Here is an 18,899-nt window from a genome sequence, read left to right on the forward strand (position 1 = left end):
TCTGTAAAAAATGTACAGGACGTACAGGCCGTAAGATGAGGAGCATGACTTACGAGATTCCGGTGACGCAAGCGCGTGCCGAGCTCGCGGACCTGATCAACCGCGTCGTCTACGGTGACGAGCGGGTGGTCGTCACGCGCCACGGCAAGCCGCTCGTTGCCCTGGTCTCCGCCGCTGACCTGGAGAAACTGGAAGCCCTGCGGGAGCCGGCCGAGGAGCCGGTGATCAGCTCGGTGTCCCGGCTCGGCGGTGCCGCGTCCGCCACGGGTGAACAGCGCCGGTTCGGCATCGCCGCCCACCACCAGGACCCCGGCACACCCCGGTCCTGAACGCCTGCCCACCTCCATGGACGCGCAAAGCGCCGGTTAACGTGCCGGAAAAACTTCCGCTCTAACGTGCAATGTCCGGCGCGGCGGACCGTCTCTGCAGGTCAACAGAGTGTTGAAGATCGGTAGGGTCCGCTGCTGTCCGGGGCACTCGCCCGGTGACGACAGTGAGGTGGAAGCGTGCAACTCAGCCCCCACGAGCAGGAACGGCTGCTCATCCATGTCGCGGCCGACGTGGCCGAGAAGCGCCGGGCCCGCGGCGTGCGGCTCAACCACCCCGAGGCCGTCGCCCTGATCACCTCCCATGTCCTGGAGGGCGCCCGCGACGGGCGGACCGTCGCCGAGCTCATGGCCTCCGGCCGCAAGGTGCTCACCCGCGACGAGGTCATGGACGGCATCCCCGAGATGATCCACGACGTCCAGGTCGAGGCCACGTTCCCGGACGGGACCAAGCTCGTCACCGTCCACGACCCGATCGTCTGAGGCGGCCGGCACCCATGATCCCCGGAGAGATCCTGTACGGGGACGGGCCGGTGACCCTCAACGAGGGACGCCCCGTCACCCGGCTCACCGTCCTCAACGCCGCCGACCGGCCCGTCCAGGTCGGCTCCCACTACCACTTCGCCGAGGCCAACCCCGGCCTGGACTTCGACCGCGCCGCCGCCCGCGGACGGCGGCTGAACATCGCCGCGGGCACCGCCGTGCGCTTCGAGCCGGGCATCCCCGTCGAGGTCGAACTGGTGCCGATCGCCGGCCGCCGCGTCGTGCCCGGACTGCGCGGGGAGACCGCCGGAGCCCTCGACGGTGCCGAGACGAACGCCCTGGACGAGATCGGAGGCACCCGTGCCTGAGCTGCACCGCGCCGCGTACGCCGACCTGTTCGGCCCCACCACCGGCGACCGGATCCGGCTCGCCGACACCGATCTGCTCGTCGAGATCGAGGAGGACCGTTCCGGCGGCCCCGGACGCGCGGGCGAGGAGGCGGTGTTCGGCGGCGGCAAGGTCATCCGCGAATCCATGGGCCAGTCCCGGGTCACCCGTGCCGAGGGCGCCCCCGACACCGTGATCACCGGCGCCGTCGTCATCGACCACTGGGGCGTCGTCAAGGCCGACATCGGCATCCGCGACGGCCGCATCACCGCGCTGGGCAAGGCCGGCAACCCCGACACCATGGACGGGGTCCACCCCGACCTGGTGATCGGCCCCGAGACCGAGGTCGTCGTCGGCAACGGCCGGATCCTCACCGCCGGCGCCGTCGACACCCATGTGCACTTCATCTCGCCGACCGTCGTCGAGCAGGCCCTCGCCACCGGCGTCACCACCCTCGTCGGCGGCGGCACCGGACCCGCCGAGGGCACCAAGGCCACCACCGTCACCCCCGGCCCCTGGCATCTGGCCCGGATGTTCGAGGCCCTGGACACCTTCCCGGTCAACATCGGCCTGCTCGGCAAGGGCAACACGATGTCCCGCGAGGCCATGCACTCCCAACTGCGCGGCGGCGCCCTCGGATTCAAGATCCACGAGGACTGGGGAGCCACCCCCGCCGTCATCGACGCCTGTCTGAGCGTCTGCGACGAGTCCGGTGCCCAACTCGCCATCCACACCGACACGTTGAACGAGGCGGGGTTCGTCGGCGACACCCTCGCCGCCATCGCCGGCCGCACCATCCACGCGTACCACACCGAGGGCGCGGGCGGCGGGCACGCCCCGGACATCATCACCGTGGTCTCCGAGCCGCACGTACTGCCCAGCTCCACCAACCCGACCCGGCCGCACACCGTCAACACCATCGAGGAACACCTCGACATGCTGATGGTCTGCCACCACCTCAACCCGGCCGTCCCCGAGGACCTCGCCTTCGCCGAGTCCCGCATCCGGCCCTCGACCATCGCCGCCGAGGACGTCCTCCACGACCTGGGCGCGATCTCGATGATCTCCTCCGACTCCCAGGCCATGGGACGCGTCGGCGAGGTGATCATGCGGACCTGGCAGACCGCCCATGTGATGAAGAAGCGGCGCGGTGCGCTGCCCGGCGACGGCGCCGCCGACAACCACCGGGCCCGCCGCTATGTCGCCAAGTACACGATCAACCCGGCGATCGCCCAGGGCATGGGCCACCTCATCGGCTCGGTCGAACCCGGCAAGCTCGCCGACCTGGTCCTGTGGGAGCCCGCCTTCTTCGGCGTCAAGCCGCTCGTCGTCCTCAAGGGCGGCCAGATCGCGTACGCGCAGATGGGCGACGCCAACGCCTCCATCCCCACCCCGCAACCCGTGCTGCCCCGGCCGATGTTCGGCGCGCTCGGGAAGGCCGCCGCGGCCGGCTCCGTCAACTTCGTCGCCGAGGCGGCGATCGAGGACGACCTGCCCCAGAAGCTCGGTCTGCACAAGGAGTTCACCGCCATCGCCTCCACACGCCGGACCACCAAGGCCGACATGCGGGAGAACGACGCCCTGCCCCGGGTCGAGGTCGATGCCGACACCTTCACGGTGACCATCGACGGCGAAGCGGTCGAACCGGCCCCCGCTGCCGAACTTCCCATGGCCCAGCGCTACTTCCTCTTCTGAGTCGAGCGCATGGTCATGTCGCGTTCCGCACTCCTGGTGCTCGCCGACGGGCGGTTCCCCGCCGGCGGGCACGCCCACTCCGGCGGCGCCGAGGCCGCCGTCAAGGCCGGCCGGCTGAAGGACGCCGCCGGCCTGGCGGCCTTCTGCCGCGGCCGGCTGCACACCACCGGCCTCACCACGGCCGCCCTCGCCGCCGCCGCGGCCCTCGACGCCGACCCCCACGCACTCGACGAGGCCGCCGACGCCCGCACCCCCTCGCCCGCCCTGCGTGCCACGAGCCGCAGGCTCGGCCGGCAGCTGATGCGGGCCGCCCGCGCCGCCTGGCCCGGCCCCGAACTCGACGCCCTCGCCGCCGCGTTCCCGCGCGGCGCCCACCAGCCGGTCGTGCTCGGCACCGCCGCCCGGGCCGCCGGACTCGGGCCCGAGGACGCCGCGCACTGCGTCGCGTACGAGACGGTCAGCGGCCCCGCGACCGCCGTCGTACGCCTCCTCGGCCTCGACCCCTTCCAGGCCACCGCGGTCCTCGCCCGGCTCGCCCCGGAGCTCGACCAGGTGGCGGCCCGCGCCGCCCGGGACGCCGGCATCGCGCTCCGTGAGGGCCTCGACGTGCTGCCCGCCGCGTCCGCGCCGCTGCTCGACCTGACCGCCGAGCAGCACGCGGCCTGGCCCGTCCGCCTCTTCGCCTCCTGAACCCTCCCGCCCGCTAGGAGCCCCCCATGCACCTCGACCACTCCCACGATCACCTCAGCGCCGTCTCCGCCGACGCCCACCGGCCCGACGGCACCCGCCGGGCCCTGCGCATCGGCCTCGGCGGGCCCGTCGGCTCCGGCAAGACCGCCACCGTCGCCGCCCTCTGCCGCGCCCTGCGCGACACCCTCTCCCTCGCCGTCGTCACCAACGACATCTACACCCGTGAGGACGCCGAGTTCCTGCTCCGCGAGGCCGTCCTGCCGCCCGAGCGGATCACCGCCGTCGAGACCGGCGCCTGCCCGCACACCGCGATCCGCGACGACATCTCCGCCAACCTCGAAGCCGTCGAGGACCTGGAGGCCGCGTTCTCCGCCAAGAACGTCGGCCCGCTCGACCTCGTCCTCGTCGAGTCCGGCGGCGACAACCTCACCGCCACCTTCTCCAAGGGACTCGTCGACGCCCAGATCTTCGTCATCGACGTGGCCGGCGGCGACGACATCCCGCGCAAGGGCGGCCCCGGTGTCACCACCGCCGACCTGCTCGTCGTCAACAAGACCGACCTCGCCCCGTACGTCGGCGCCGACCTGGACCGAATGGCCCGCGACGCCGAGGAGCAGCGCGGCGAACTGCCCGTCGTCTTCACCTCGTTGCGCTCCACGGACGGCGTCGCGCCCGTCGCCGCCTGGGTCCGGGAGCGGCTCGCCGCATGGACCGCGTGAACGACCGGACGCACCTCACCGCCACGGCCAGGATCGTCGCCGAGGCGGACGGCTCCCTGCCCGTCCTGGAGAGCGACGGGCCGCTCGCCCTGCGCCGCACCCGCGCCACCGGCCGACCGGCCGGCCCGTACACCCGGGTCACCGTCGTCGGCGCGATGAGCGCCCCGCTCGGCGGCGACCGGCTCGCGCTGACCGCCGAGGTCCGCGACGGCGCCCGGCTGCGTGTGGACTCCGCCGCCGCGACCGTCGCCCTGCCCGGCCGGACCGCCGCCCCCGCCTCGTACGACATCGGTCTCACCGTCGGCGCCGGAGCCGAACTGCTCTGGCTGCCCGAACAGTTGGTGTGCGCCACCGGATCCGTGCTGCGGATGCGCACCACCGTCGCGCTCGACCCCACCGCGCGGCTCGTGCTCCGCGAGGAGCAGATCCTCGGCCGGCACGCCGAGGAGCCCGGCACCCTCACCAGCCGGCTCACCGTGCGCCGCGCCGGACGCCCGCTGCTCGACCAGGAACTCGGCTTCGGCCCCGGCGCACCCGGCGGCTGGGACGGCCCCGCGGTCCTCGCGGGACACCGGGCGACCGGTCAACTCCTCGTCGTCGACCCGGAATTCACGGACAGGCCGGTCGAGACCCGGCTGCTCGGCGAGCACGCGGTGCTCGCCCCGCTCGCCGGCCCCGCCGCACTCGTCACCGCCGTCGCCCCCGACGCCCTCGCGCTGCGCCGGGTCCTGGACGAGGCGCTGCAGGTCCTGGGGTGTGCATAGGACCTGCCAGGCCCTGATCCGGGGGCTCCTGAACGTCCCGTTCCGGGTTCACCGCTGAGCGGTACACCGGTCACCGGTTATTGGTTCGGCAAAGAACATGTGTACGCCCTTTTACCAGAGGCCCCATTGACGCGAGGATCCCCCGGACACAACCCACATCACGGCGCTGCCACGGGGGCGGCGCCCATCGAGGGGGAGGGACCACTTGCGACGCAGTGCAGTGCTCGGCTCTGCCGGCACTCTCATAGCGGGAACGCTCATGGCGACCGCGCTCGCCGCTCCGGCGAGCGCCCAGAGCCGCCACGACAGCGACGACGAGGCCCGTGGCGCGGCCGTCGCGGCCGCCCGCGCGGCCAAGGCCGGCATCGACTGGCAGGACTGCCCGGCCGACTGGGGCTTCGACAAGCCCATCCAGTGCGGCTGGGTCACCGTCCCGGTCGACTACGCCAAGCCGAACGGCAAGCAGATCAAGCTCGCCGTCGACCGCGCCCGCTCCACCGGCACGCCCCAGGAGCGCCAGGGCTCCCTGGTCTACAACCCGGGCGGCCCCGGCGCCTCCGGCATGCGCTTCCCGCGCCGCGTGACCACCAAGGCCGCGCTCTGGGTGAACACCGCCAAGGCCTACGACTTCGTCGGCTTCGACCCGCGCGGCGTCGGCCACTCGGCGCCCATCTCCTGCGTCGACCCGACCGAGTTCGTCAAGGGCCCCAAGGCCGACCCGGTCCCGGACAGCGAGGCCGACAAGCTCGCCCAGCGCAAGCTGGCCGCCGAGTACGCCAAGGGCTGCGCCGAGAAGAGCGGCGACATGCTGCCCTACATGACGACGCGCAACACCGCCCGCGACCTCGACGTCATCCGGGCCGCGCTCGGCGACAAGAAGCTCAACTACATCGGCGTCTCGTACGGCACCTACCTCGGCGCCGTCTACGGCACCCTGTACCCGGACCACGTGCGCCGCATGATCGTGGACAGCGTGGTCAACCCGTCGAAGAAGGAGATCTGGTACGGGGCCAACCTCAACCAGGACATCGCCTTCGAGGGGCGTCTCAAGGACTGGATGACCTGGGTCGCCCAGCACGACGACGCCTACCACCTCGGCAAGACCCTGGCCGAGGTCCAGCAGCAGTGGACGACCCTGCGCGCGGCCGCCAAGAAGGCGCCGCTCGGCGGCAAGGTCGGCCCGGCCGAGCTCATCGGCTTCTTCCAGAACGCCCCGTACTACGACTCCATGTGGGTCCCGGTCGCGGAGGCCTGGAGCGCCTACGCCGCGGGCGACCCGCAGCCGCTGATCGACTCGGCCGCCGCGGACCTCACCGACACCGCCGGCAACGCCTCCGCGGAGAACGGCAACGCGGTCTACACCGCCGTCGAGTGCGCCGACTCGCCCTGGCCGACCAGCTGGAAGAAGTGGGACCGGGACAACTCGCGCCTGCACGAGCAGTACCCGTTCATGACCTGGGCCAACGCCTGGATGAACCTGCCGTGCGCCACCTGGGCCGCGCCGCACCAGCGCGCGACCGACGTGAAGACCGGCAAGGGCCTGCCGCCGGTGCTCATCGTCCAGTCCGAGCGCGACGCCGCCACCCCGTACGCCGGGGCCGTCGAGCTGCACCAGCGCTTCAAGGGCTCGCGTCTCATCACCGAGAAGGACGCCGGTTCGCACGGTGTCACCAACCTGGTGAACGCCTGCATCAACCCGCGGGTCGAGACGTACCTGCTCACCGGCAAGGTGGACAGCGCCGACGTGACGTGCGAGCCGCACGCCACGCCGAAGCCGTAACACCCCCGCAGCGCCACAAGGAGGGGCGGTCGCCGCACGGCGGCCGCCCCTCCGCCGGTCAGCGGGCGGCCAGCCAGGCGTCCTCGGCCGCGTAGTCGAAGAAGTCGACGCCGTACTTCACGAGACCCGGGAACGCCTCCCGCCAGTCCTGCTCCGCGACCGTCGCCGCCAGGAACTCGATGGTGGCGGGCAGCGCCTCCGCGTACGACGCCACCGGCCGGTAACCGAGTTCCCGCTCCGCCGCCGACATGTCGAGGACCATCGGATGCGGGGTGGTCCACGGGGTGTAGCCGACCCAGTCCTTCCCGGGCGGGCCGTCGAACAGGATCGTCTCGCTCGTCACCCCCATCGCCGCGTCGATCATCGCGCCGATCCCGGCGACCGAAGGGGCCTCGGGGTCGGCGCCGTTGAGCACCCGGGTGCCCGGGTTCGCGGCGGCGAGACGGATCAGCTCCGCCAGGTTCTCCACGCTGACGGGGTGGAAGACGGACCGGCCGCCCTCCGCCAGGATCCGCACCGGGCGCCCGTCCAACGCCCGCTTCACGAACCAGAGTTCACGCGGACCAGGGCAGTACGGGCCGTACACGGCCGCCGCGCGCAGCACCGTGGTCGGCAGCTTCTCGCCCGCCCCGGTCAGCTCCCGCTCCAGCGCCACCTTCCGGGTGCCGTACGAGAGGCCGCCCGGCGCGACCGTCCGCCAGGTCTCCGGGAGCGGCAGCGGATAGCGCGGGAAGCCGTCCGGCTCGTCCTGGGTGTCGAAGTTCCGTCCCTGCTCGTCCTCGTAGACGGCGGCGCTGGAGATCACCACGGCCGAGCCGATCCGGTCCGCGAGCCCCGTCAACTGCCGTCCGTGCGCGGCGTCGAAGGCCACGACGTCCACCAGGACGTCCGTGCCCGCGCCGAGCGCCGCCGCGAGCGCCCCGTCCTCGCCCCGGTCCACCCGCACCGTGCGGACCTCCGCCGGCCACCCCTCGTCCCGGCCGCCCCGGCGCGAGGCGGCGGTCACCTCCCATCCGTCCGCGACGAGCGCCCGTACGGCCGCCCGCCCGATCTGTCCCGTCGCTCCCAGCACGAACGCGTTTCCCTTGGTCATGACGGGGACGCTACGACCCGGCGGCGGGGCCGCCCAGCGGCTTTCGCCGTGCGCGGATCCGCCGACAGCGTGGCGCTCGCGGGAACTTCCCGGGGGGTACGGGGTGTGCGAGGCGGTCAACGCGTCTCGCGTCGGCCACGGACGCTCAGGGCGATGACGGAGACGAGGAACCAGAAGGCGCCGAAGGCCGAGTAGCCGGCGACGGAGGACAGGCCGCTCGTGGGCGAGGCGGACATGGCGGCGAAGGAGCCACCGGCGAGCACGGACAGTCCGCCACTGATGATCATGGGCCACTGGGCGCCGACGGTGCGCCGGCGCCGGATCGCCACGACGAGCTGGATCGCTCCGGAGAGGAGGGCCCAGACACCGAACACGAGCAGGGCCGTCCCGATGGTGGAGAGGGCGGCGCCGATCATCCCGGCGGCGGTGGCGAGGCCGAGCGTCACGTTGATCGCACCGACGCGGTCCATGGGGCCGGTGCCGGCCATGCGGTGTTCGAGCAGCGTGGCGACGGCGTCCCACAGGGGGTAGACGATGAGCAGCGCGGCCGCGATCGCCGTGGGCCTGTCCGTCGACACGAGCGAGGCGGAGGTGGTGAGGACGAGTGCCACCCAGATCAGGGAGAAGGCGACCCGGATCAGATAGAGCGACCGGAGCCCGGAGGACGTCGTCGTGGGGGTGGTCGGGGTCGTGCGCGAAGGAGCGGTGGTCTGAGTCATCGGGTGTCCCGTTCGGTGATCATGAGAATGACGGTGTGAGACGGGTGTCTCGATGAGGAGTCTCGGCGGCCTCGGGAAGCGCCGCGTACTTCGAACGAAGTAGTTCCGCCCTTTCCTTCGAATCGAAGGGGTTCCGGGCTCGCCGTCTACTTCGTTCGAAGTACACGGCCGCCGCCTCCGTGGCCGAGAATCGGACCATGGTCAAGGCACGGAACAAGCGGGAGCGGCACGACCCGGAGCAGGACGGCCCGGAGCAGGACGGCCAGGACGGGCCCGTGGCACCCCTGTGGGTCCGCCGCCCCGAGGCGCTGCACCTCGCCGCCTACGCGGTGGCCGCGCTGGTGTTCACCGGCCAGATCGTGGCGGTGATCCTGCGGGGGTCGGACGGACCCACGGTCCTCTCCGTGCTCCTCGCCGGTGGCGGTGTCGCCCTCTCGTGGTGGCGGCCGTGGGCAGGCCTTGTCGTGGCGAGCGGGGCGTCCTTCGCCGTCACCGCGGTGGGCGACGACCCCCTGTCGGTGTGGATGATGGCGGTCCTCGTGCTGTTCTCGGTCACCCTCAGGGGGAAGCAGCCGCTGGCCGCGACCGGCATCGTGGCGGGGTTCTTCCTGGGCGCGTTCATGACACTGGGAGGATTCCGCGGCGGCGCGATCGTGGGATCCGCCGCGCTCTTCTCCGCCATAGCGGGAGGGGCGACCGGGGCCGGGCTGCGCATCCACCGCGAACACTGGCTCACCCTGGAGGAACGGGCCGAGATCGCCCTCGCCACCCGCGAGATCGAAGCGGTACGACGGGTGACCGAGGAACGGCTCCGCATCGCCCGGGACCTCCATGACGTCATCGGCCACCAGGTCGCGATGCTGAGCATGCATCTCGGTGCCGCGGAGATCGGGCTGCCCGAGGACGCCGAGTCCTCCCGGCAGGCCCTCGTCTCGGCCAGGTCGAGCGCCCGCACCGTCGTCGTCGAGACCCAGCGGATCCTCGCGCTCCTGCGCCTCGGGGACGACGTCTCCGACGACGAGGCGCTCCGGCCGACCCCGGCGCTCAGCGGCCTGGAAGGCCTGGTCGCCTCCTTCAGGAGCATCGGCCTCGACGTCCGGCCCTCCCTCGACCTCCCCGACGGCTTCGTGGAGCCCAGCGTCGGCGTGACGGTCTACCGGGTCGTCCAGGAGGCACTCACCAATGCCTACCGGCACGGAGAAGGCGCGGCGACGGTGGAGGTGCGCGAGCGTGACGGCAGGATCTGCGTCACCGTGGAGAACCGCGTCGGCCGCTCAGCGCGCGGCTCCGGCCCCGGCCCCGGTTCGGGTTCCGGTTCCGGCTCCGGCCCCGGGTCCGGTTCGGGCAGCGGACTCGGACTCGTGGGGATGCGCGAACGCGTCGAGTCCTCCCACGGGCGCCTGACGATCGCGAGCGACGACGGGCGATTCCGGGTCCACGCCGAGTTCAGCCCCCTGGGAGCCGCCGTATGAGCACGCGCATTCTGATCGTCGACGACCAGGAGGAGATCAGGGCCGGCATCAGAGCGATGCTCCGGCTCGACCCGGGTCTCGTCGTCGTGGGCGATCTCTCCGACGGGCTCCAGGTCGCCCCCTTCCTTCGGGAGCACCCCGTCGACCTGGTCCTGATGGACATCCGGATGCCCGGCATCGACGGTGTCGAAGCCACCCGCCGGATCCGCGCGGAGCACCCGCCCGAGAAGCTGCGGGTGATCGTGCTGACCACCTTCGACCAGGACGACATCGTCCTCGCAGCCCTCCGCGCGGGTGCCAACGGCTTCCTGAGCAAGACCGTGAGCCCGGCCGAACTCGTCGCCGGGATCACCGAGGTCGTCGGCGGCGGCGGTGCGCTCTCCGCCGCCGCGACGGCCGCGCTCATCGGGCACATGACCGACAGCCCGCCCCCGGTCGTCGACCGGGAACTGCTGCGCCGCTTCGACGCCCTGACCCCCAGGGAGCGGGACGTGGTCGTTCTCGTCGCGAGCGGTCTGGGCAACGACGAGATCGCGGCCCAGATGTCCGTGTCGCCGTTCACCGTGAAGACGCACGCGGTGCGGGCCATGGCGAAGGTCGGCGCACGTGACCGGGCCCAGCTCGTCTCGTTCACCTTCCGGGCCGGCCTCTACCCCTGAGCCCGCGGGCCCGTTCGTCCGGCGGTCGGCCGCCGGACGCCCGTTACCCGGCCGCCTTCACCTTCGCCGCGTACTCGTCCACGTACTCCTGCCCCGACAGGCGCATGATCGCGTACATGATCTCGTCGGTGACCGCGCGGACCGCCGCCTTCTCGCCGGCCAGGCCCGCGTACCGGGAGAAGTCCAGCGGCTCGCCGAAGCGGATGGTGACCCGGCGGATCCGCGGCAGCACCCGGCCCGGCGGCTGGATCTCGAAGGTGCCGACCATCGCGCACGGGACCACCTTCACCCCGGCCGTCAGGGCCATCACCGCGACCCCGACCTTGCCCTTGTAGAGGCGCCCGTCGTGCGAGCGGGTGCCCTCCGGGTAGATGCCGAGCAGTTCGCCCCTGCCGAGCACCCCGAGGCCCTCGCGGATCGCCGCCTGCCCGGCCTCCTTGCCGGAGCGGTCCACCGGGATCTGGCCCGCGCTGCGGAAGAACGCCGCCGTCAGCCGGCCCTTCAGACCCGGGCCCGTGAAGTACTCCTGCTTGGCGAGGAACGTGATCCGGCGGCTCAGCACCACCGGCATCAGGAAGTGGTCGGAGAAGGACAGATGGTTCCCGGCGACGATCGCCGCACCCTCCTCCGGAACGTGCTCCAGACCCTCCACCCGCGGCCGGAACAGGAGTCTGAGGAGCGGCCCGAGCAGCACGTACTTCAGCACGTAGTAGAACACCGGATACCCCCTGTTTCCGCGGCTGCGACTCCCTTTGTAACCAAGGTGCGGCCCGTGGTCCACTGGTGGGGAGGAGCGGGACCGATGACAGGCGCGCGCGGGCACCGGCGTCCCGGCGCAGTCGTCACCGCCGTACTGTGCGCGGTGACGGCCGCCGGTCTGTACGGCTGCTCCGGCTCGGGCCCGTCGGAGCCCTCGCCGACACCGACGCCGCCGCCCGCGTCCGCCACCCCGCCCACCGGGACCTCCCCGCTCACCGGGCTGCCCGCGAAGTCCGGACCCGTGCTCGCCGTGAAGATCGACAACGTGCCACCGGCCCGCCCGCACACCGGACTCACCGCCGCCGACCTCGTCTACGTCGAACAGGTCGAGTCCGGCCAGACCCGTCTGATGGGCGTCTACTCCTCCCGGCTGCCCGACCTCGTCGGCCCGGTCCGCAGCGCCCGCGAGTCCGACCTCGCCCTGCTGAGCCAGTTCGGCAGCCCGGTCCTCGCCTACTCCGGCGCCCAGAGCGCGCTCACCCCGCTGCTGCGGGCCGCGCCCCTGCATCTGGTCACCGAGGGCAACACGCCCAGTGCCTTCCTGCGCGACCCCGCCCGCAGCGCCCCGCACAACCTGTATCTGCGGCCCGCGCGGGCGCTCGCCACCGCGCCGGACGCCACCCACGCCAAGGACATCGGCTTCCGCTTCGGACCGGCCCCGGAGGGCGGTGCCGCGGTGAACAGCCGTACGGTGCGCTTCCCCGCCACCCGTTACACCTTCACCTGGGCGCCCACCGCGAAGGCCTGGCGGGTCGCCATGGACGGGCGCTCCGACGGGCCGTTGGCCCCGGCCACGGTCGTGGTGCAGCACGTCACCGTGCGGCCCTCGCGCTTCCACGACTTCCTCGGCGCCGTCTCCCCGTACAGCGAGACCACCGGCTCCGGTACGGCCGAGGTGCTGCGCGACGGGCGCGCCTACCAGGCCCGCTGGAGCCGGCCCGACCCCGCCGAGGGGACCGCGTTCACCACCCCGGCGGGCGCGCCGCTGAACTTCGCGCCCGGCCAGGTGTGGGTGCTGCTGCTTGGGACGGGCTGAGCGCCGGTCCCGGCTCGGACGTCCCGGCTCGGACGTAAGGCTCGGACAGGGGTCAGGGCTGTGGCTTGGGGCGGCGGGGCGGTACGGGCCGGGCGTGCGGCTCGCCGGCGTCCGCCGCGGCCATCCCGATGGTGGCCACACCGAGCACCACCCAGCCGAACCAGAGCCAGCCGCTGCTGCCGAGCGCCACCGTGTAGGCCGTGATCAGCACCAGGGCCGCGCCGGTGATCGCCGTCATCGTCTTCGTGGGACCCGACATCATCGCTCCGCCCTCCTCCAGGCCATCGTGACCCCGGAGGAGGGGCGTGCGCCAGATCTCGGACGCGCTGTCGTGCGCCCGTCGCGCGCTGTGTCGCCCGAGTGCGACGACCTGTGGAGTACGGCTCTACCGGCTGCGCGCCTGGAGCGAGGCGAGGTACGCGTTGTACGCCTCCAGCTCCCGGTCGCCGTTCCGGTCCGCGGCCCGGTCCTTGCGGACCGCCTGCCGCTGCTCGGAGTGGTACCACTGGTAGGTCAGGGCGATCAGCACCAGCACGGACGGGATCTCGCTGAACGCCCAGGCGATGCCGCCCGCCGCGTGCTGGTCGGCGAGCGCGTCGATGCCGAGCGAGACCGGCGGGTTCCGGTACACCTCCACCAGCGGCTCGCCGGACATCATCATCGCGATGCCGAAGAAGGCGTGGAACGGCATGCCCGCGAACAGCTCCAGCATCCGCATCACAAAGCCGGGCCGGTGCGGGCCCGGGTCGACGCCCATGATCGGCCAGAAGAACACCAGGCCCACCGCGAGGAAGTGGATCATCATCGCGACATGGCCTGTCTTCGAGGCCATCAGGAAGTCGAAGAGCGAGGTGAAGTACAGCGCGTAGAGGCTCGCGATGAACATCGAGATGGTGAAGACCGGGTGCGTGATGAACCGCATGTAGTGGCTGTGCAGCAGCATGAGGAGCAGCTCGCGCGGGCCCTTGGTGCCACGGGCGGCCACCGGCAGCGCGCGCAGCGCCAGCGTCACGGGCGCGCCGAGCAGCAGCAGGATCGGCGACAGCATGGAGATCACCATGTGCTGCACCATGTGCACGCTGAACATGACCATGCCGTAGTCGTTGAGCTTGGTGCACATCACGAGGGCGATGCTCAGCACGCCGACCGTGAAGAACACGATGCGGCTGACCGGCCAGGAGTCCCCGCGCCTGCGCAGCCGCACCACGGCCCAGCCGTACAGAGCGAGTCCGAGGACGCAGCCGATCAGGAAGAACAGGTCGGGGGAGAACTCCAGGCCCCGCCCCAGCGTGAACGGCGGCAGATCCATGGGCATGCCGTGCCCGCTGTGATCCATGTTTCTACTCCTGGAGCCCGATTCGCGCTTCTTGTCGCGCTTGTTGTCCGCACCAGACTAGAACCGCCCCCGATCGCGGCTGCGACCGGGGGCGGGTGTCGTGGCGGGTGCCGTGGCGAGTGCCGTGGACGGAGCCCTCCGAGGAGCCTCCGGGGGAGCCGCCACGGGGGCCGTCAGAGCACGTTCTCGGCCTCTTCGTAGCGGTCCGCCGGGACGGTCTTCAGGGTCTCCACGGCCTTCGCCAGCGGGACCAGCTCGATGTCCGTGCCGCGCAGCGCGGTCAGCATGCCGAAGTCGCCGCGGTGCACCGCCTCCACCGCGTGCCAGCCGAAGCGCGTCGCGAGGACCCGGTCGTACGCGGTCGGGGTGCCGCCGCGCTGGACGTGGCCCAGGATCACCGGGCGGGCCTCCTTGCCGAGGCGCCGCTCCAGCTCGACGGAGAGCTGGTTGGCCACGCCGGTGAAGCGCTCGTGGCCGTAGATGTCGGTGCCCGCGGTCTTGAAGTCCATCGAACCCTCGCGGGGCTTCGCGCCCTCGGCGACCACGACGATCGCGAAGCGCTTGCCGTCCTCGAAACGGGCGCCGACCCGGGCGGTCAGCTCGTCGATGTCGAAGGGGCGCTCGGGCACCACGATCGCGTGAGCGCCGGCCGCCATGCCGGAGTGCAGCGCGATCCAGCCGGTGTGCCGGCCCATCACCTCGACGACGAGGCAGCGCTGGTGGGACTCGGCGGTGGTCTTCAGCCGGTCCAGGGCCTCGGTGGCGACGGTCACGGCGGTGTCGAAGCCGAAGGTGACGTCGGTGGAGGCGATGTCGTTGTCGATGGTCTTCGGGACGCCCACGATCGGCAGCCCGGCCTCGGAGAGCAGGTTCGCCGCCTTGAGCGTGCCCTCGCCGCCGATCGGGATGATCGCGTCGAGGCCGAGGTCGGCGACATGGCCCTTCGCGCGCTCGACCCCGTCGACGAGGTGCGCGGGCTGGACCCGGGAGGAGCCGAGGATGGTGCCGCCGCGGGCGAGGATGCCGCCCACCGCGTCCAGGTCCAGCTTCCGGTAGTCCGCCTCCAGGAGGCCCTTCCAGCCGTCGAGGAAACCGATGACCTCGTCACCGTGGTCGACGACGGCGCGGTGCACGACGGACCGGATGACAGCGTTCAGACCGGGGCAGTCTCCGCCGGAGGTGAGCACACCAATGCGCATAGCCCGAAAACCTTTGCTACGTGGGCCGACTCCCGGACCACGTCGTCCGGCTGGGATCCCCGCCACCCTATCGGTGGAAGGTGGCGGGGCCGAACCGGATGTCCGCAGATTGGACACCGTATTGACTTACGAATCCAATGTGCGGGGGCACGCTCAGACGTGCGGTGCGACGGGCCGTCAGGCGGGCTGCGAGGCCGCCGCGATGCGCTCGGCGCGCAGCGCCTCGTACCAGCGGTCGTCCGTCGGCGGCAGCGCGTTGACGTCGAGCGCCAGCTTCAGGAGCAGGTCCGCGATCTGCGGGTTCCGCGCCATCACCGGGCCGTGCATGTACGTGCCGAAGACGGTGTCGTTGTACGCGCCCTCGGTGCCGTCGCCCGTGCCGTTGCCGTTGCCGTACACGGTGCGCGCGAACGGGCGGGCGGTCGGGCCGAGCCGGGTCACGCCCTGGTGGTTCTCGAAGCCCGTCAGCTGGGGCAGGCCCAGGTTCGGGTCGATGTCCGCGAGCACGTCGCCCACGCAGCGGGCGCCCTCGCCGCGCACCGTGGTGACGTCGAGCAGGCCGAGGCCCGGCTCGCGCTCGCCCAGGTCGTTGATGAACTCGTGGCCCAGGATCTGGTACCCGGCGCACACCGAGAAGATGATCGCGCCGTTGGACGCCGCCCGGCTCAGACCGCCGTCGCGGCGCAGCCGCTCGGCCGCGAGCCGCTGCGGGCGGTCCTCGCCGCCACCGATCAGGTAGATGTCACCGGAGGTCGGGACGGGCTGGTCGCTGCGCACGTCGACGCGCTCGACACTGAGCCGGCGCTGGCGGGCGCGGCGCTCGACGACGAGGACGTTGCCCTGGTCGCCGTAGGTGCTGAGGAGGTCCGGGTAGACCCAGACCACCCGCAGGCTGCTGTCACTCATGCTCGAAGTCCTTCTGCGAGTCGTGGCGGGGCCGGGGTCAGTTGCCCACACGGCGGCGGACGTCCTGGAAGGCGGTGTAGTTGGCGATGAGCTCGATCTGGCCGGGCGGGGCCAGTGTGACGGCCTCGTCGAGGGTCTCGCACACGCGGAAGTCCACGCCCGCGACCTCCAGGCGGACCGCCAGGTCCAGCTTGCGGTCGCCGATCACCATGATCGGGTGGCCGGCGAGCCGCCCGTAGTCCACGTCCCACAGCCACGAGGTGTCGGTGCCGTCGGCGCCGCGGGCGTTGACGGAGAGGATCACCGGGGCCGGCGGCTGGTCGATCAGGGAAAACGTTTCGAGCCAGCCCGCCGGGTTCTTCGCGAGCAGCAGCCGCAGCTCGCGGCCCTGGAAGGTGACCACGTCGTAGCGGCCGGCCACGGCCTGCACCTGGTACATGCGCTCCAGGGCGACCTGCGGCGGCACCCCGAACACCGCGGCGACCGCGGCCGAGGTGGCGGCGTTGGCCTTGTTGGCGCGGCCGGGCAGCTGGAGCCGGATCGGCCAGGCCGAGCCGTGCGGGTCGAGCACGTGGTCGCCGTTGAGCGCCCAGCTCGGCGCGGGGCGGCGGAAGCCGCACTCGCCGCAGAACCAGTCGTCGCCGGGGCGCTGCAGCACACCGCCGCAGGCCGGGCAGGACCAGGCGTCGTCCTTCCACTCCTGGCCGACGGCCACCCACACGACGTTGGGGGAGGAGGACGCGGCCCAGACGATCAGCGGGTCGTCGGCGTTGGCGATGATCACGGCCTTGCTGCCGTTGAGCCCCTCGCGCCACTTCTCGGCGAGCATCCGGGTCTCGGCGGCGCGGTCGAGCTGGTCGCGCGAGAGGTTGAGCAGCGCGATCGCCTTGGGCGAGGTGTCCCGCGCGACGCCGGCCAGGTACTTCTCGTCGACCTCGATCACGGCGTACTTGGACTCCGAGCCGCCGGCCAGGGCCGAGGTGATGCCCGCGGGCATGTTGGCGCCGAGTGCGTTCGACACGACCGGGCCCGCGGCCCGCAGGGCCTCTGCGATGAGGCGCGTCGTGGTGGTCTTGCCGTTGGTCGCCGAGACGAGCACGACATCGAGGTGCTGCGCGAGCTGTCCCAGCAGATCGGGGTCGAGCCTGAGCGCCACCCGGCCGCCGATCACCGATCCGCTGCCGCGGCCGGCCGCGCGCGACACCGCGGCGGCTGCCTTGCCCGCGGTCACGGCGAGCTTGGCGCGCGCCGACAGCGGCTCTGGATTAGCGGCGTTCCCTGCCATCGTCCCTGTTCCTCCTTGCGTCGGTCCGGGCTCAGCCTATCGAGATCCGGCCGACAGCCCGAACCGTGGCACCGCCGACCTGCCATGTCGACCCCTGAACGTACCCTTGCGCCCATGCGAAACCGGTTGATCCCCGGCAGTTCCGGCCGCGTCCGAGCACTCACCCTGCTCGGCGACCCGGTCCTGCACACCCCCTGCGCGCCCGTGACCGACTTCGGCCCGGAGCTGGCGCGGCTCGTCGAGGACATGTTCGCGACGATGTACGCGGCGAACGGCGTCGGCCTCGCCGCCAACCAGGTGGGTGAGGGGCTGCGGGTCTTCGTCTACGACTGCCCGGACGACGAGGACGTACGGCACCTGGGCCATGTGGTGAACCCGCGGCTCGTCGAGGCCGACGGCGACGTGTTCCGCGGCCCCGAGGGCTGTCTGTCCCTGCCGGGCCTGGAGGCCCCGACCCCGCGCTACGACCGTGCGGTCGTCGAGGGCGTCCGCGCCGACGGCACCCCGGTCCGCGTCGAGGGCACCGGCTTCTTCGCCCGCTGCCTCCAGCACGAGTGCGACCACCTGGAGGGCGGCGTGTACGCGGACCTGGTGACGGGCTGGTCGCGCCGGAAACTGCTGCGGGCGATCCGGAAGGAGCCGTGGGGGAGTGGCGTGGGGGTGCTGGAAGGCTGAGGGGGCCGCCCGGCGTCCTTGCCGGGCCATGTTTCGGGTGCCCCGAGGGACTCGGCGAGTGAGCCGAAGGGACGCGGCCGGGGGAACAGTGACGAACGCGCGCAGCCTCCCGAGGTACGAGGGAGGCGAGCACGTACGGCGCTGTGAGCCCGGCTGAAGCGGCCCGGAGGAGAACCGAGCCCCTCTAAAAGCCGGGCCCGTCGGCGCGGTCGTCGGCCTGGGCCAGGCGGCCCCACAGGATGTCCGCCAGGCTGCGGACCAACTCCGCGCGGGAGCAGGGGCGTTCGCCGAGCCACCAGTCGCCGGCCGCGTGCATCATGCCGACGATGCCGTGGCCCCAGATGCGGGCCTGGGCCTCGCCGCCCGGGCCGAGGTCGATGCGTTCGGCGATGACCTGGCCGAGCTCCTCGCCCATGCGGCGCAGCAGCGGCGCGGAGTGCCGGCCGACGTCGAAGCCCTGCTCGGAGGTGTGCGGCTCCTCGGCCGGGTGCATGAGGAAGCGGTAGACCTGCGGCATGGCCTCGATGGAGGCGAGATACGTGTCGAGCGTGGACTCGACCCGCTGCCGCCGCTCCGCCGGGGCGTCGAGCGCGGCCCGCAGGGCCGCGAGCAGCGCGTCGGTGTGGCGGGTGGCGAGCGCCCGGTAGAGCCCGCCCTTGTCGCCGAAGTGCCGGTACAGGATCGGCTTGGTGATCCCCGCCTCGGCGGCGATCGCGTTCATCGAGGCCTGCGGGCCGTCGCGGAGCACCACGCGGTCCGCCGCCTCCAGCAGTTCCCGCCGCCGCTGGTCGGCCGGCTTCTGCTGGTCGGTGGTGCTCCGGTGTGTGGTGGTCATCAGCGTGTCTCCCCGCCCGTACGAATTCCTGAGGCTGTCGAAACGTAACACCCGAGTGGCACCCGGTGCCGATCGGGCGAT

General features: G+C 72.3%; 21 protein-coding genes. 12 read left to right on the top strand and 9 right to left on the bottom strand.

Annotation, left to right across the window (positions count from 1 at the left end; genetic code table 11):
- Window positions 1-44: 44 nt before the first annotated feature.
- The 8 genes from AB0C73_RS07585 (at window position 45) to AB0C73_RS07620 (ending at window position 6,844) form a co-directional block, all read left to right on the top strand.
- Entirely contained in the window at window positions 45-329 is a 285-nt protein-coding gene (locus AB0C73_RS07585; protein ID WP_362525818.1) for a type II toxin-antitoxin system Phd/YefM family antitoxin, read from the top strand.
- Between the two features lie 177 nt (window positions 330-506).
- Window positions 507-809, top strand: a complete 303-nt coding sequence (locus AB0C73_RS07590; protein WP_309549753.1) for an urease subunit gamma — start codon at window positions 507-509, stop codon at window positions 807-809.
- Between the two features lie 14 nt (window positions 810-823).
- Window positions 824-1,177 carry an urease subunit beta gene (locus AB0C73_RS07595; protein WP_362525821.1) on the top strand — a complete coding sequence of 118 codons (354 nt, stop codon included), beginning with the start codon at window positions 824-826 and terminating at the stop codon, window positions 1,175-1,177.
- Entirely contained in the window at window positions 1,170-2,891 is a 1,722-nt protein-coding gene (locus AB0C73_RS07600; RefSeq protein ID WP_362525824.1) for an urease subunit alpha, read from the top strand. Before AB0C73_RS07595 ends, AB0C73_RS07600 begins: the two co-directional genes overlap by 8 nt.
- Before the next feature lie 15 nt (window positions 2,892-2,906).
- On the top strand, window positions 2,907-3,581 hold the full coding sequence (locus tag AB0C73_RS07605) for an urease accessory UreF family protein (protein ID WP_362526365.1): 675 nt from the start codon (window positions 2,907-2,909) through the stop codon (window positions 3,579-3,581).
- Window positions 3,582-3,607: 26 nt separating this feature from the next.
- The gene (gene ureG, locus AB0C73_RS07610; RefSeq protein WP_362525827.1) at window positions 3,608-4,300 is read left to right on the top strand and encodes an urease accessory protein UreG; all 693 of its coding nucleotides are present in this window, start codon (window positions 3,608-3,610) and stop codon (window positions 4,298-4,300) included.
- Entirely contained in the window at window positions 4,288-5,064 is a 777-nt protein-coding gene (locus AB0C73_RS07615; protein WP_362525829.1) for an urease accessory protein UreD, read from the top strand. Before ureG ends, AB0C73_RS07615 begins: the two co-directional genes overlap by 13 nt.
- Before the next feature lie 205 nt (window positions 5,065-5,269).
- Window positions 5,270-6,844: an alpha/beta hydrolase gene (locus tag AB0C73_RS07620; RefSeq protein ID WP_362525832.1), complete on the top strand. Its 1,575-nt coding sequence runs from the start codon at window positions 5,270-5,272 to the stop codon at window positions 6,842-6,844.
- Between the two features lie 58 nt (window positions 6,845-6,902).
- Here the strand turns inward: AB0C73_RS07620 and AB0C73_RS07625 are convergent, their stop codons facing one another.
- Complete coding sequence (locus AB0C73_RS07625; protein ID WP_362525835.1) at window positions 6,903-7,937, bottom strand: NAD-dependent epimerase/dehydratase family protein; 1,035 nt, start codon at window positions 7,935-7,937, stop codon at window positions 6,903-6,905.
- A 116-nt stretch (window positions 7,938-8,053) separates the two neighbouring features.
- Window positions 8,054-8,656, bottom strand: a complete 603-nt coding sequence (locus AB0C73_RS07630; RefSeq protein ID WP_362525838.1) for a DUF308 domain-containing protein — start codon at window positions 8,654-8,656, stop codon at window positions 8,054-8,056.
- Window positions 8,657-8,853: 197 nt separating this feature from the next.
- Here AB0C73_RS07630 and AB0C73_RS07635 point away from each other — a divergent pair, with 197 nt between their 5' ends.
- On the top strand, window positions 8,854-10,128 hold the full coding sequence (locus AB0C73_RS07635; protein WP_362525840.1) for a histidine kinase: 1,275 nt from the start codon (window positions 8,854-8,856) through the stop codon (window positions 10,126-10,128).
- Window positions 10,125-10,787, top strand: coding sequence for a response regulator transcription factor (locus AB0C73_RS07640; protein ID WP_362525843.1), 663 nt, complete (start codon window positions 10,125-10,127; stop codon window positions 10,785-10,787). Before AB0C73_RS07635 ends, AB0C73_RS07640 begins: the two co-directional genes overlap by 4 nt.
- 43 nt (window positions 10,788-10,830) lie before the next feature.
- Here the strand turns inward: AB0C73_RS07640 and AB0C73_RS07645 are convergent, their stop codons facing one another.
- Entirely contained in the window at window positions 10,831-11,505 is a 675-nt protein-coding gene (locus AB0C73_RS07645) for a lysophospholipid acyltransferase family protein (RefSeq protein ID WP_362525845.1), read from the bottom strand.
- An 84-nt stretch (window positions 11,506-11,589) separates the two neighbouring features.
- On the opposite strand from AB0C73_RS07645, the gene AB0C73_RS07650 reads away from it, so the two are divergent.
- On the top strand, window positions 11,590-12,582 hold the full coding sequence (locus AB0C73_RS07650) for a DUF3048 domain-containing protein (RefSeq protein WP_362525848.1): 993 nt from the start codon (window positions 11,590-11,592) through the stop codon (window positions 12,580-12,582).
- 52 nt (window positions 12,583-12,634) lie between these two features.
- Here AB0C73_RS07650 and AB0C73_RS07655 read toward each other — a convergent pair whose 3' ends face one another.
- From AB0C73_RS07655 to AB0C73_RS07675, 5 genes are all read right to left on the bottom strand, one after another.
- Entirely contained in the window at window positions 12,635-12,844 is a 210-nt protein-coding gene (locus AB0C73_RS07655; RefSeq protein ID WP_362526417.1) for a hypothetical protein, read from the bottom strand.
- A 123-nt stretch (window positions 12,845-12,967) separates the two neighbouring features.
- The gene (locus AB0C73_RS07660; RefSeq protein WP_362525850.1) at window positions 12,968-13,918 is read right to left on the bottom strand and encodes a cytochrome c oxidase assembly protein; all 951 of its coding nucleotides are present in this window, start codon (window positions 13,916-13,918) and stop codon (window positions 12,968-12,970) included.
- Between the two features lie 173 nt (window positions 13,919-14,091).
- Window positions 14,092-15,117 carry a 6-phosphofructokinase gene (locus AB0C73_RS07665; protein WP_362525853.1) on the bottom strand — a complete coding sequence of 342 codons (1,026 nt, stop codon included), beginning with the start codon at window positions 15,115-15,117 and terminating at the stop codon, window positions 14,092-14,094.
- Between the two features lie 177 nt (window positions 15,118-15,294).
- Entirely contained in the window at window positions 15,295-16,023 is a 729-nt protein-coding gene (locus AB0C73_RS07670) for a glutamine amidotransferase (protein WP_362525854.1), read from the bottom strand.
- Window positions 16,024-16,060: 37 nt separating this feature from the next.
- The gene (locus AB0C73_RS07675; protein ID WP_362525857.1) at window positions 16,061-17,308 is read right to left on the bottom strand and encodes a MurT ligase domain-containing protein; all 1,248 of its coding nucleotides are present in this window, start codon (window positions 17,306-17,308) and stop codon (window positions 16,061-16,063) included.
- A 114-nt stretch (window positions 17,309-17,422) separates the two neighbouring features.
- Between AB0C73_RS07675 and def the strand changes: the two genes are divergently transcribed.
- Window positions 17,423-17,983 carry a peptide deformylase gene (gene def, locus AB0C73_RS07680; protein ID WP_362525859.1) on the top strand — a complete coding sequence of 187 codons (561 nt, stop codon included), beginning with the start codon at window positions 17,423-17,425 and terminating at the stop codon, window positions 17,981-17,983.
- A 184-nt stretch (window positions 17,984-18,167) separates the two neighbouring features.
- Here the strand turns inward: def and AB0C73_RS07685 are convergent, their stop codons facing one another.
- The gene (locus tag AB0C73_RS07685) at window positions 18,168-18,818 is read right to left on the bottom strand and encodes a TetR family transcriptional regulator (RefSeq protein WP_362525862.1); all 651 of its coding nucleotides are present in this window, start codon (window positions 18,816-18,818) and stop codon (window positions 18,168-18,170) included.
- Between the last annotated feature and the right edge of the window lie 81 nt (window positions 18,819-18,899).

It is taken from the genome of Streptomyces sp. NPDC048623, from assembly GCF_040650755.1.
GTDB lineage: Bacteria > Actinomycetota > Actinomycetes > Streptomycetales > Streptomycetaceae > Streptomyces.